A 13,694-nucleotide genomic window follows, 5' to 3' on the forward strand; every position below is an offset into this window, starting at 1 on the left:
CTTCCCACCGGTCGATATTCCCCAACCGGACTTACCCAACACTCGGATTGAAGAGGGAACCGAGGGAGACGATACCCGCGTTGGGAGTGGGGATAATGAAGATTTCCGGGGATCTAGCGGAAACGACAACATCCAAGGTCGCGAAGGAGATGATATCATTCGCGGCGGCAACTTCAGCGAAGATCCTACCGATCCGAATCTCGATCGAGATACCCTCGCTGGTAACCGAGGTCGAGATATTATTGCCGGTAGCGGCGGTGAAGATTTGATTTTTGGCGGCGAGCAAGATGATGTGGTCTTCGGCGGTCAAAATAACGATGAGATTCGCGGCGATCGAGGAGCAGACCAACTCAGCGGCGATCGGGGAGATGACACGATCTCCGGTGACAACCTGCAACTCGACGATCCCGAACTCTCCGGAACCGATCGCATCGATGGCGGACCCGGAAACGACTACCTCAACGGAAATGAGGAAGATGACACCCTCACCGGTGGGGAAGGAAACGACTCCGTTCAGGGAGGTAAAGATGGGGACGAACTCTTCGGTGACGAAGGGAATGACGTTGTTGGGGGAGACCTCGGCGATGATATCATCCTCGGCAGCCTGGGCAGCATGGAACCCGTCGGTAGCTCAGAAGAACGAGATTCTCTCTTCGGCAATCGGGGTGCCGATCTGGTTAAAGGCGGTCAAGGGGATGATTTGATTCGTGCCGGAAAAGACGACGACCTCGCTTACGGCGGTAAAGATAACGACGACGTCTTTGGGGATATCGGCAACGACACCGTTGGTGGAGACTTGGGGAACGACACCGTCACCGGTGGCAACGGCGATCCCAACGATCCCGATGCAAATGGCGAAGATATGCTCTACGGGGGTCCGGGAGAGGACGTACTCTTTGGCAACCAAGCCAACGATCTACTCGTGGGTGAAGACGGAGATGACGTCGTTCACGGCGGTCGCGAAAACGACAGCATCTTCGGGGACGAAGGAAATGACACCCTGATGGGTGAAATCGGCAACGACACGATTCTCGGCAGTCGCGGTAGTGCCTCCGATTCAAGCGGCGATCGGGATTTCATTTCTGGGAATGCCGGAGAAGATGTTCTCAAAGGCGGTGAGGGCGAAGATTTCATCGTCGCCGGAAAAGGAGCCGATCTGGTTTACGGCGGTAAAAATAACGATCTCATCTACGGTGACAAAGAGGGGGATATCCTCGTCGGCGATCTCGGCGATGACACCCTGATTGGCGGTAACGGCATCATTACCGATCCGGATGTAACCGGCAACGATCTCCTGTTCGGTTTAGACGGAAATGATGTCATCGAAGGTAACCAGGGCAATGACAGCATCGTCGGTGGCAACGGCGACGACTCCGGTCGAGGGGGTCGAGATGACGACATTCTCTGGGGAGAAGCAGGAAACGATCGACTCCTCGGCGATCTCGGAAACGACACCGTTTGTGGCGGGCAGGGCAACGATACTCTCATCGGCAGTAACGGCATTCCCGGATCGGCAGCAGATGGTAACGACAAACTCTGCGGCGGCGGCGGCGACGATCTGATTTTCGGTAACTCCGGCGATGACACCGTCGAAGGGGCTTCGGGAAACGACGCTCTCTATGGCGGACAGGGCAACGACACCGTCAAAGGCGGGTCGGGTAACGATGTCCTGTTTGGCGATCTCGGTAACGATCTGCTCGTCGGAGATGCTGGAAATGATGTATTCGTTCTCGCGGTCGGTAATGGTATTGATACCATTACCGATTTCGAAGTCGGCGTCGATCTTTTGGCATTGAGTGGTGGGTTGACCTTCGAGGATCTCACCATTAACCAAGTTGAGAGTACGACCATCATTGGTTCTGGGGAAGAGCAGCTTGTCTTCCTCAGCGGCAATCTCGCCCTGGATGCAACGAACTTCCAGACGATCTAGGGCGTAGTAAGAGTCGCGTGCGATCTGTCGGCTCTTTTGGGATCTCGATCCAACAAAGGTGCTGTGGAAAAGGGAGAGAGTCTGAGATTTTCTGCCTTTTCCCTTTCCCGGCACGGGAAGTGCCACAACTGCATAAACTTAAAAAAAGCACCTAGATATCTCTAGGTGCTTCAAACTTGGGTGCGGTCCCCCCCCTAACCAAAGGGGGACAGTCTTTAAAGTAGCGAAACAATATGAAAATTATGTGAAGGTGCGGGAATTTGTTCTAAATCAATTGGGGCGATCGAGTCCAAAAACGTAACCCCCACCACGAATGGCAGGGGAGAAGAATGGTGCACGTACCAGGGATTAACCTATTTCTAGGATGGCTGGAGCCTGTATGCATTGGGGTATACGCTCGTGTATGCATTCGATCGAAATATAGGTTACTTTTTTCGGTTACTTTTTTTTAGCGACCCATCAGTTTGACCAGTCCCGTGCCAACAAAGTACAAACCCACCACCGCACCGCCCAAAAGACTTTGGGTGAGAGGATCTGTGGAAGGCGTTAGCACCGCACCCAATACTGCTGCACCCAAGAGCACGTACCGCCAACCCGAAAGCATCTGCTGGGAAGACACTATTCCCAGGAGTCCGAGCAATCCTTGCACCACCGGAATCTGAAAGGCCAAACCGGTACTGAATAATAGCAATAAGACAAATTCAAAATATCGATCGATGGACCACTGCTGTTCCACCACCCCCGCGCCATAACTGACGAAAAAGTTGAGCGCTGCCGGAATCAAGGCGATGTAGGCAAAACACAAACCTAGGAAGAAGAGAATACCCGAACCCAAGACGATCGGTCTGAGGAGTCGCTGTTCGCGGCGCGTCAACCCCGGCAGGACGAATCGCACGACTTGATAGAGGATAAAAGGACTGGCTACGACCAACCCACTGTAACCGGCGACCTTTAGGGTCACAAAAAAGTACTCCCCTGGAGCGAGTTGGAGAAACGTTACCCCCTTTGCCGGAATTTCGAGTAAGCCAACGATCGGTTTGACCGCTACAAAACAACCGACGATACCCAAGCCAACCGCCAACAGCGAATAAAAAATTCGCATCCGCAACTCTTCAAGATGGTCGAACAAAGACATCTCGAGATCGTCGGGGACTTCGTCGAGATAGTCTGCTTCTGAAGGGTTCGTGCTGTTTTCCGGAGCGCTATCGAGTTCGGGAGTTGCCGTCATGGAATTTTGAGTCTTAACGGGGTGATTTAAAGGTCGCGTGATTGTGATTGTGTTGTGTGACTATTGTATATCGTCTCGCGAGGGTGGGGCGGGCCGACCCACCCTCAAAATGGATCTGGTATGATGCTCGTTAGCTGCCAGCCCCCGATCTGGTCGTAGTTCTCCCCATCTTCGATCGCCAACAACTCTCTCGAAAGAGCTGCGGTGCATCGCCGTTCTCGCTACTCCCAATCCTGTTACATGCTGATGAAAATATTGTCTGTGTCACCTCAAATCAAACCGCCACAAAGACTTTGGTGGGTCGGATTGCTCGTTTTGGGTCTCCTATTGGGTAGCTGCTCGACTGCCGCACGCTCCGACAACGGTTCTGCTATCGATTCCGAGTTGGAAGAGCAAGTTCTGCAAATCATCCGCGACAACCCCGAGGCCATCCTAGAATCGGTGGAAACCTATCGGGCCAGCAAACAGAACAAAACGCGGCAGGCCAGACAAGCATTTCTGCAACAACTGCTCGAAAATCCCGCCTCGACCATCGGCGATTCCCCCACCAAGGGAGCGACCGAACAAAACATCGTCTTAATCGAGTTTTCAGATTTTCAATGTCCCTACTGCGCGCAAGCTCATGCCACCATTGATGAGTTTATGGCCAAGTACGGCGACATCGTCACCCTCACCTACAAACATTTACCTCTGACATCCATTCACCCCGAAGCACTACCCGCAGCCAAAGCGGCCCAAGCTGCCGCAGAACAAGGCAAATTTTGGGAGTATCACTCGGCGTTGTTCGAGCGCCAAGAGGAACTCGGCGAAGCGTTATACGTTGCCATTGCCGAAGAGTTGAGTTTAGATCGGGAGAAATTCGATCGCGATCGCCAAAGTAGTGCTGCGGAAACGGCGATCGGTGAAGATCTCAAACTCGCTGAAGAATTAGGACTGACCGGAACCCCAGTTTTCTTTCTCAATGAAGAAACCCTCACCGGAGCGATCGAACTGACGGAACTCGAAGCCGCTTTAGAACGAGTCACCCGTGCTAATTGAGACGAGCATTTCGAAAGGTGAAAGGGGAGTAAAGTTTAGAGTGGCCGAGTGAGTAATTTTAGGTAAGAGTCAGTGGTCGATCGTTCTTGCGTTCATCGTTCCCCGACCGTCTTTCTCTCTTCCCATCTATAGGATATTTTCCATTTTCGTATCTTTTCATGTAAGACTTGTGTTCTTCAACGCGCCTTACCACTTATTCTCCGTTTATCCGTTATTAACCCCAATCCGATGTTACTACAGCTATGGAAAATTTAATGATACAACTACACGAGCTGACCAATGAGGTTACTTTTTTAAGTATTTCATTGGCCATCGCTGTTGTATTTTGTTTGTGGCTGATTCCAAAAACAACTGATGTAATGGTGAACTCGGCAGCGGGTCTAGCTGGGAAATATTTAGGTAGAGATAAACGAACTTTAGTGATTAACGCCAGCACGAATAATCCCGAGCTGTTCTTAATGATTCTTTCTTTAAGCTTATTTCGGCTGGGTGGAATTGCCACTCCATTAGGGTCTAATTTTTCTAATCTTTATTTAATGTTTTTCGTGGCACCGATTATTGTTATTTGTAAATGGATAGTATTTGGAAAATTTGATAAAGTTTCTATTCTCTGGAAGTTAATTTTAAAAGAGAAAAGATTAGTGCTATGGCATTTATTTATGTCATTCGTCATGTTTGTATTTGCGAGTACGGCTTATTGGTGTTTGACTGGAGTCATTGAATTTACTCCTTTAGAAGAGCAAACGCAACTAAGAACCTGGCCTTGGCTGGGCTTCGGAGGAATTGTCTGTTGCGTGGGTGTCTTTCTCTTTTTCCAATACGAACGCCGACTAAAAGTTCGTCGTCCGGAATTATTTGAAGACATTAACGAAGAAAATTACGAAGCGAGCTGGATTCAGTTTTTATTGGGAACTGCCGTCTTAGTGGCATCCTGTTATATTTTAAATTCTCTGTTTTTGGCCTGGACGGAAGTGTATGCCTCGATTTTGAGTAAAGTGTTTGGAACCGCAGTCTTTGCCGGTCTGCATTACTTTCTCGGTAGTCTAATTTCATCTTTACCTGAAACAACAGTTGCTATTGAAAACTACGAGCGTTTGACATCTCCCGATCTCAATACGGCTTTGGCATCGGCGAGTCAATCGAATATGACGAATTTAGCGATTGGATGTTTGGGTAGTCTTTTAGCAAGCTTGCTATTACTTGCCGGACTGAGCTATCAGCTATAGTATTTAGCTCTCAGATTCAGCATTTAGGTTAGGCGCGAGAACCGTACGGGATTGAAGATTAAGGATTGGAGGGATCTTCAAGATCTGTAATCGGCTCTTGGGGCGGTTCTGGAGTCGTGGGTGAAGTGGGACTAGAGACTGGAGCGATCGCTGGAGGAATCATTAAATCGCGCTCTTCAGCCCGAATTTCTTGACTTTGCTCGACATCAAAAATTAAGATAAACGGCTGCCGCATTTGATGATTGACCAATTTTTGCACTTCCGATACCTGAAGGGGAGTTAAGGGGTCGTTCGGTCGCACTCGAACTTGCAAATAGACTTCCGGGGGTTCTGTCTTCCAATTAATTTTCGTATCGAGGAGTTCGACCTGCTGACCGACGGTAATGGTGCGTCGCAGTAAAATATCTTTTAGGGTTGCTCGCAGTTGAACTTGTCGCAGAAGTTCCCACAAACTCAAAGCCAGAGGTACTAATAAAACGATCGTCAGAGCAACGGTTGACGAGATAGCCCGCGTAATTTTGCTATTTTCAATGTAATAACCCCCCCAGACAAACACCAACATACAAGCTAGGGTAATTCCCAGCAAATTGGTCAAATACAAAATAAAAGCTCCCTGGCTGGCTTCAAAGCCTCGCGGGGTCAGAACGGATAAGCCCAAACCCACCACGCACAAAGGCGGCATCAACGCCACAGCAATGGCCGTACCTGCAAGTGCATCGCTCAGTTTGGGTCGAATCTTGGCAAAACCCGCCACGGCACCAGCGGTCATCGCAATTCCTAAATCGACCAAATTGGGTTGAGTCCGGGCGAGGATTTCCCCGCTAAATTCGGTTTCGGGAATGCCTACCACCCGACCCACCAGCCAGGATAAACCGATGGCAATGGAGGCTCCCAGTGCGGTGGAGAGCGTGCTGCGACGAAACAAGACTAAGTCTCCTTCTAACGCACCGAGGGCTAAACCCCGCAATGGTTGCATTAAAGGTGCGACAATCATGGCACCGACGATCGCTGCCGGACTCCCGAGGAGCAAACCGCAGGTGGCAATCAGACAAGACGCAACGGTCAAAAAAATATAGTCTAGGTCGGATTGAGAATCTTCGAGCAGGTTTTGACGGAGTTTTTCAAGTTCTTCTTTAGGGACTTTAGGCACGGGTAAGCTCTGCTGGCTGTAGGACAGACGAAAAATCTAGTAGTAAGATTAACAATAAAGCAATCCTCTAGGCTCATAAACTCGATCGACGCGAGCATTTGCGGATGCAACTCATTGAAGATTTTCTCGCACTCATTAAAATTTCACGTTTAATGGTATGCCATTTAAAAAGGATATCGATTGTTTGTCTCCCTCTTGTTAAAACCGATCCGATATCGACTCGTTTGATTTATAAATTATCTAAAATTAAATTATTTTATTGATAATGAATACAAACAAGCTAGATATAGCTGTTGAAAAAATAAAACGACATCCCAATCAAGTTAGAATAAAAAAAATACTTTGGTGTGCTTGCGAGAACAAGTGGGAAAACAATATTCTAAAAATTCAGAAAGTAAATACAAAAAATCTAATTAAAAGACTTCTTCAAAAAATTTCCGATCTAGAAGAGTTAAATTTTAAGTTTATTAGAATTGTTGGAAAGATAAATAAAAAATCACTTTATTTTTCTCTTTCAAACCAAGTTTTAAATATTTTAAGACCGATTTATAGACAAAATTATACAACCAATTCTTTAAATCAAGTTCATATCTACTTGAAAAACAATCATCAAAAAATAAAATATCAAAACTTATTTAATTTAAATTTTTTGGTAGACCTAAAATTCACGGTTTCAAGAAATACGAATCTACATCAAGCAAAAGTATTAATTCACTCCGCTCTATATTATAAATTCGACCGCACCGTTCGAGACTGGGATTTACTGAATAACCAAGAGTTTGACGATCTGGTTCGAGTATTTTGTCATAGTTGTGAAACCTTAGAAGAAATAGAATTTCGGCTAGAGGGGGCAGCTTACTATCTCGACAAAGCAAAAAACAATATTGAAGTTGCTCGCACGATCGTTCAATCCATTAGACGTTTTTACAACCACGTACAAAAACAGGAAAAAGATAATATTATCTTGATGGAGGATATAACTTTCAAAACCGAACTATCCTCGATCGATAATGAAGAAGATGAGGAAAAAACTTTGTCCGACAACTTTTTTGTCTCGAATTCGTGGGATTTTGAATGCGGTCGAGAAGAAACCGAGCGAAAAAAAGGTTTGTCTCCAGAACTAGAGCGGCGGATAGAGGAACTCTCAAAAACCAAAGTAGATTCCTTGATGCTTCAAGTTGAAACCAGATTACAAGAGTTGGAAAACTATTTAGAACAGAATATTAAAGATTATAAGCCTGAGGAATACTCGATTTTAAAATATCGAGTTCTCAGAGATTTTATGCAAGACTTTCAACTCGCTTCGACTAAATACTTGGGTATTCTCCAAACTTTAGAGCAAAATGACCGACAAAAATGATGTTCTTCGGGTTCTGTAACTAGAGAACTTTGACGGGAGAGCGATCGATTCGCCATCGGCAACAGATTTCGTTTATCGTACTGGAGTTTATCTTCGCAAAGAAGGAGGGTTGGGAATGTCAAAATACGAAGCAATCGTTATCGGCAGTGGGATTGGCGGACTGGTGGCGGGGGCATTACTCGCCCGGTACGGCAAACGGGTACTGGTGTGCGAAAGCCATACCATCCCCGGCGGTGCGGCCCACAGCTTCTCCAAACAAGGATTTCACTTCGACTCGGGGCCTTCATTTTACTGCGGACTCGCCGATCGCCACAGCCTCAATCCCCTGCGACAAGTTCTCGACGTACTGGGCGAATCTCTCTCCACCGTCCCCTACGATCCCCTGGGGCATTACCATTTTCCCGAAGGTACGTTCCCCGTCTACGGTAACAGCAAACGCTACCGCCAAGCCGTCGCCAAAATCACCCCCCAAGGGGCAGCCGAACTGGAAAAATTTGAACGGCGATTGCTGGAACTCTACGATGGGTTGCGCGAAATTCCCACCTTTATTTTGCGATCGGACTGGCAACTGTTGCCGGTATTGCTGACGCGGTACGGGTTATCCCTGCTGAAACTCTTGCCCCAAATCGGCACGATTCAAAGTTCGGTGGGGGCGTTGATGGATCGCGACGTCAAGGATGCATGGGTGCGACGGCTGATCGATTTGGAGTGCTTTTTGCTGTCGGGATTGCCCGCCCACGGAACCATCGCCCCGGAAGTGGCCTTTATGTTTGGGGAACGAACCTATTCGGAGATCGACTATCCCATCGGCGGCAGTGGGGCGATCGTCGATGCGCTGGTGCGGGGTTTGCAGCGTTGGGGGGGAGAACTGCGCACCAAAACCCACGTCGATCGTATTTTAGTGGAAAATCGGCAGGTTCGGGGCGTGCGCTTGAAGTCTGGGGAAACCATCGAAGCCCCCATCGTTATTTCCAATGCCACGATTTGGGATACCTACACCCAACTGCTATCCCCCGAAGATTTACCCTCCTCCTACCGCCAGGAAAGTTTGGCAACTCCCGCGATCGAAAGTTTCATGCACTTGCACCTGGGGATTCGATCGGATGGCTTAGAAAACCTGACGGGACATCACGTCGTCGTCCATCGCAGCGATCGAGATATTACCGTTCCCGGCAATACTTGCATGATTTCCATCCCCTCGGTTTGGGATGCCAACTTGGCGCCGGAAGGACATCACGTCGTCCATGCCTATACCCTCGAACCCTACGCCGGATGGACGCGGGACGAGACCTACGCCGATCGCAAACAAGCGCGATCGCAACCCCTATTTGCCGCCTTAGAACGAGTGATTCCCGATCTTCGAGAACGCATCGTCCTCGAACAAATTGGTACGCCACTCACCCACGCCCGATTTCTGCGCCGCCATCAGGGAACCTACGGTCCGGCGATCGCGGCGGGAAAAGGGGAGTTTCCCAGTACTCACACCCCCATTTCGGGATTGTATCGCGTCGGCGACAGCACCATGCCGGGGATTGGGGTTCCGGCTGTCGCCGCATCGGGCATTCTCTGTGCCAATACCCTAGTCAAACCGGAGCAAACGGCAAAATTGCTCGAAACGATCGGGCGTGGGGTGTAGAGCTGATTGAGAGCGATCGAGTAGTATAACGGTATTCAGTGAGGGCGCGGACAGTCCGATCCAACATAAGCGTATCTTTCCTGCTCCCCCTGCTCCCAAAGGTCTCTTGTGTCCTAACACAACTGCATATAGCGATATGATGGCTCCATGAAGCTGCACGCAATCGTTTTCGATCCACCCCAACGGGCGATCGGGATTTTGGCGATGTTGCTGTACGTGGATTGTGCGAACACTCTAAGGATTGAGAGTGAAAAGCATGGTACGCTTATCGATGGTTTTTTGGGTGATGGGAGGTGCGATCGTCGCGCCTTATCCTCTACTGGCGCAAATTGTTCCCGACACGACGCTACCGGAAAATTCGATCGTCAATATCGAAGGGGAACTGCAACGCATCACGGGGGGAACTGCCGCCGGGGGCAATTTATTTCACAGTTTCGAGCAATTTAACGTGCGAACTGGGGAAACTGCTCGATTTGAAACCTCGCCAACGATCGACAATATTATTACCCGCATCACCGGCGGACAAACGTCTAACATCGATGGTTTAATTCAGGCTAACCCAACGGCAAATTTATTTCTCCTCAATCCCCAAGGTATTCTCTTCGGTGCCAACGCGCGATTAGATGTAGGGGGTTCCTTTGTCGCGACCAGTGCAAGCTCGATCGACTTTGCCGATGGCAGTGAGTTTTCCGCTACCCCCGATGGAGAAACTGCTCCCTTACTCACCGTAAGCGTTCCCGTGGGGTTGCAGTTCAATGCACCCAATCCAGGGGATATTTCTGTTACTGGCGCGGATTTAGTCGTCCCCACCCGAGAAACACTCGCCTTAATCGGGGGAAATGTCGCCATTTCTGCGGGGAGACTGGTGGCGGGAGGTCGTTCGTTCGAGGAGGCGCAAACAACCCCAGCAGGACGCATCGAACTGGGCAGCGTTCGGGAAGGAAGCGTTAACTTTACCCCAGGCGATCGCGGTTTGAGTTTCGATTATGCCACTGGGTCAGATTTTGGCAACATTCAACTGCTCGATCGAACCCGTATCGATCTTATCGGCACTGGAGGTGGCGATCTCCAAATGGTGGCGCGGAATTTGCAGATGAACAACTCGGTGGTATTCAACACGACCCTGGGTTCTTTGCCGGGAGGAAACATTATTGTTCGCACCACCGAATCTGTGGAAATTATGGGGACGGGGGATTTTTCCTTGGCGCTGCCAGACTTGACTGCAGATCCGAATAGCCGGACTATTCCTCTGTCAGGGTTACTGAATTTTACCTTCGGCGCGGGAAATACCGGTGCGATCGTCGTTGAAACCCCGCAACTGGTAGCTCGCAACAACGCCTCGATTCTGAGTGGGATGCAGGGAGAGAGTACCGGCAGTGCCGGAGGGTTGACGATTAATGCCTCAGAGCAAGTTGAAGTGGCATCCTCCCTAGTGGGTAGCGTAACTGGGGGCAATACCACGGGAGATGCGGGAGCGGTTGTTCTCTCCACGCCTCAGTTGCTGTTACGGGATAACGGACTGCTGTTGAGTTCCACGTTCGGTTCCGGCTCAGGAGGGGATATCATCGTTGAGGCAGACGAAATCCGCCTGATTCGCGCCCAACCGCTTCAACTCAATCCCTTCGTTACTTTGGGAACGGCGATCTCCTCATCAACCATTGAGGATGGAGAAGGGGGCAATATAACGATCGACACGGGCACCCTCGAGTTAAGAGACGGCGCCCTAATCACCACCGGTGCGATTGGTTCGGGTTCCGCTGGAAGTGTGACTGTTAATGCTTCAGAGGAAGCTAACTTTCGCGGTGCGAACACAGTCGAAGCTGTGGGCGCGAATCTTGCGTTTAACACTGGGATTACCGTTGGGAGTATCACCGGAGGGGACTCTGGGGATTTACGCCTGACAACCCCTCGGCTGATTTTGCGAGATGGTGCTTTTATTGCGGCCAATACTTTTGGTGAAGGTGCCGGTGGAAGCATCGAGATCGAAGCCGATGTGGTGAAATTGAGTGGAATGGCTCCCGATGGCGGGACTCGGACCAATATCTCCGCCAACAGCGTTGGCTTTTTCGGTGCGGGAAAAGCCGGAAACCTAGAAATTCGCGCCGATGAAATTCAACTCGATCGCGGCGCACAACTCATCGTTACCAGCACGGCTGGAGAACAAGGAAACATTATCCTCAACACCAATACCCTGCAAATGCGCAACGGCAGTCAGATTTCAACCGATGCCACAGAAACGGCAACGGGCGGTAACATCAATATCAATACCGATACCTTCGTCACTTTAGAAAACAGCGACATTACGGCAAACGCTCAAGTCAGTTCTGGCGGTCAAGTGCAGATTTCGGCACAAGGAATCTTCGGCACGGCATTTCGAGAAGAACTGACGAATGAAAGCGACATCACGGCTATTTCCTTTCAGGGAACTGATGGTACGGTGACCATTCAAACTCCTGACATCGATCCCAGTCGGGGTCTGGTGAATTTAACCTCAGATATCCTCGACCCAGATGCCGCACTTGCTCGCAGTTGCCTGACTCCAAGTACCCGACAGCGAGGGCGTTTTTCGATCGTCGGTGGGGGAGGTTTGCCCCCCAAACCGTACGATCCGGTCGATTTACCGTTCTCGACCTATCGCATTCCAACGATCGCTCAAGCGAATCCTCCAGAGGAGACCGAGAGCGAACCTGAAGCAATTGAAGCAATCGTCGAAGCTGAAGGAATTTTCCAACTCGAAGACGAGGATTTTGTTTTAGGTCGTCTTTGTGGTTCGTCGAGCGGATCGCGATCGCATTTTTAGGCTATAGTTTTGCGAATTTTTGCAAACACCACAGACAGCATCCCTGCATCTGTTTGTGCTACCCTCTTTTAACGGAGAATACGCTCTAATATTTGCGTGCAATCTCGCCATTCTTTCGGTAAACTACTCCTAAGTTTAAAGACTCATTCGTTTTCAACTCCAAATTCAAAGATTCTATGTATAAATTTATACATAGAATTGCTTTGAAACATCGATCGATTGCGAAAGAGAACGCTCTTGGCGACGATCGAACATTTGACTTCCAACACTCGATCGTCTCCACTTTGGAAGCGATCGGTTAGAATAAAACCTTTTACGAGGAGTGCGTCAATATGTCTCAAGTTTTAGATCCTACGACACCCGTTAGTTCGACACCTAACCAAAATGGCGGCTTGGATATTCAAGGGTCTCAGGGAACCAGCAACCGACTCAATGGGGGGGCGAGTGACGATCTCATCTCTACGGCGACCCTGGATGAAGTCCTTGCCGGAGTGGCGGCTGGCGTCGAACCCGGTGCTTTAGGAACGGGCGATGTCATCGATGCCGGTGAAGGTAATGATGTGGTGTTCGGTCTCGGCGGAGATGACTCTGTCAGTGGAAGCCAAGGAAACGACCAGATTCTTACCAACCAAGGAAATGACACGGTTGATGGTGGTGAGGGTAGCGATGCGATCTTTGCCGGTCAGGGGAACGATATCGTTGATGGCGGTGAGGATAACGATCTGATTTCCGGCGATCTTGGAAATGATGTCGTCAGCGGTGGTAGTGGCGATGATGCCGTCTATGGGGGTCAGGGAAATGACAACCTGCTTGGCGGTGAAGGTAACGATCTGATATTGGGCGGTCAAGGAGACGATGTCATCAGCGGTGGTGCTGGAAATGACGTGATGGCTGGCGATCGCGGAAATGACACGATTACCGGCGGTGATGGAGAAGATCGATTTGTCTTCGGTGGTGTCTTTAATTCGACAGTAGCCGAACTCGGTTTAGATTCGATTACCGACTTCAGCGTTGGCGAAGATAAGATTTCCTTGAGTCAATTCACTTTTGCCCAAGTGGGTGACTCGTTGACGGCGGCGGAGTTCTCCACGACGACTGCATTTGATAGTAATGCTGATGGGGCGAGTGCGGCTAAGGTGATCTACGATTCGACGACGGGTTTAATTTACTACAACCCAACCGAGGCGGTCGGAGATGAGGTGGCTTTCGCTCAAGTCGATCCGAATCTGGCACTGTCTGCTGATAGTTTTGAAGTGTTTTAAAGGCTGCGAGTTGTTGCGGTAGAGCGCGATCGGGCAGCCCAGGCGCGGGTTGCCTGTGTTGTTA

General features: G+C 49.6%; 9 protein-coding genes. 7 read left to right on the forward strand and 2 right to left on the reverse strand.

What is annotated here, in order from left to right:
- Positions 1-1,930: calcium-binding protein (locus IQ235_RS05760; protein WP_319592549.1), on the forward strand; the 1,930-nt coding region annotated here is incomplete at its 5' end.
- A 448-nt stretch (positions 1,931-2,378) separates the two neighbouring features.
- On the opposite strand, the gene tatC is transcribed toward IQ235_RS05760, so the two are convergent.
- A complete protein-coding gene (gene tatC / locus IQ235_RS05765) occupies positions 2,379-3,158 on the reverse strand; it encodes a twin-arginine translocase subunit TatC (protein WP_264320541.1) in 780 nt (259 codons plus the stop codon).
- A gap of 246 nt (positions 3,159-3,404) precedes the next feature.
- Between tatC and IQ235_RS05770 the strand changes: the two genes are divergently transcribed.
- Positions 3,405-4,196: a DsbA family protein gene (locus tag IQ235_RS05770; protein WP_264320542.1), complete on the forward strand. Its 792-nt coding sequence runs from the start codon at positions 3,405-3,407 to the stop codon at positions 4,194-4,196.
- Positions 4,197-4,438: 242 nt separating this feature from the next.
- A complete protein-coding gene (locus tag IQ235_RS05775; RefSeq protein ID WP_264320543.1) occupies positions 4,439-5,422 on the forward strand; it encodes a hypothetical protein in 984 nt (327 codons plus the stop codon).
- 58 nt (positions 5,423-5,480) lie between these two features.
- Here the strand turns inward: IQ235_RS05775 and IQ235_RS05780 are convergent, their stop codons facing one another.
- Entirely contained in the window at positions 5,481-6,572 is a 1,092-nt protein-coding gene (locus tag IQ235_RS05780; RefSeq protein WP_264320544.1) for a DUF389 domain-containing protein, read from the reverse strand.
- 265 nt (positions 6,573-6,837) lie between these two features.
- On the opposite strand from IQ235_RS05780, the gene IQ235_RS05785 reads away from it, so the two are divergent.
- The 4 genes from IQ235_RS05785 to IQ235_RS05800 all read left to right on the forward strand — a co-directional run bounded on the left by IQ235_RS05785 (position 6,838) and on the right by IQ235_RS05800 (position 13,630).
- Complete coding sequence (locus tag IQ235_RS05785) at positions 6,838-7,932, forward strand: hypothetical protein (RefSeq protein WP_264320545.1); 1,095 nt, start codon at positions 6,838-6,840, stop codon at positions 7,930-7,932.
- A gap of 115 nt (positions 7,933-8,047) precedes the next feature.
- Positions 8,048-9,568, forward strand: coding sequence for a phytoene desaturase family protein (locus IQ235_RS05790; protein ID WP_264320546.1), 1,521 nt, complete (start codon positions 8,048-8,050; stop codon positions 9,566-9,568).
- Between the two features lie 256 nt (positions 9,569-9,824).
- Entirely contained in the window at positions 9,825-12,368 is a 2,544-nt protein-coding gene (locus IQ235_RS05795; RefSeq protein WP_264320547.1) for a two-partner secretion domain-containing protein, read from the forward strand.
- Between the two features lie 332 nt (positions 12,369-12,700).
- Positions 12,701-13,630: a calcium-binding protein gene (locus IQ235_RS05800; RefSeq protein ID WP_264320548.1), complete on the forward strand. Its 930-nt coding sequence runs from the start codon at positions 12,701-12,703 to the stop codon at positions 13,628-13,630.
- Positions 13,631-13,694 lie beyond the last annotated feature (64 nt).

The organism is Zarconia navalis LEGE 11467 (assembly GCF_015207075.1).
In the GTDB taxonomy this organism is placed as follows: domain Bacteria; phylum Cyanobacteriota; class Cyanobacteriia; order Cyanobacteriales; family Geitlerinemataceae; genus Zarconia; species Zarconia navalis.

Coding starts and splice junctions, on each gene's coding strand:
- tatC (WP_264320541.1), bottom strand. CDS start 3,158: ATGACGGCAACTCCCGAACTCGATAGCGCTCCGGAAAACAGCACGAAC.
- IQ235_RS05770 (WP_264320542.1), top strand. CDS start 3,405: ATGAAAATATTGTCTGTGTCACCTCAAATCAAACCGCCACAAAGACTT.
- IQ235_RS05775 (WP_264320543.1), top strand. CDS start 4,439: ATGGAAAATTTAATGATACAACTACACGAGCTGACCAATGAGGTTACT.
- IQ235_RS05785 (WP_264320545.1), top strand. CDS start 6,838: ATGAATACAAACAAGCTAGATATAGCTGTTGAAAAAATAAAACGACAT.
- IQ235_RS05790 (WP_264320546.1), top strand. CDS start 8,048: ATGTCAAAATACGAAGCAATCGTTATCGGCAGTGGGATTGGCGGACTG.
- IQ235_RS05795 (WP_264320547.1), top strand. CDS start 9,825: ATGGTACGCTTATCGATGGTTTTTTGGGTGATGGGAGGTGCGATCGTC.
- IQ235_RS05800 (WP_264320548.1), top strand. CDS start 12,701: ATGTCTCAAGTTTTAGATCCTACGACACCCGTTAGTTCGACACCTAAC.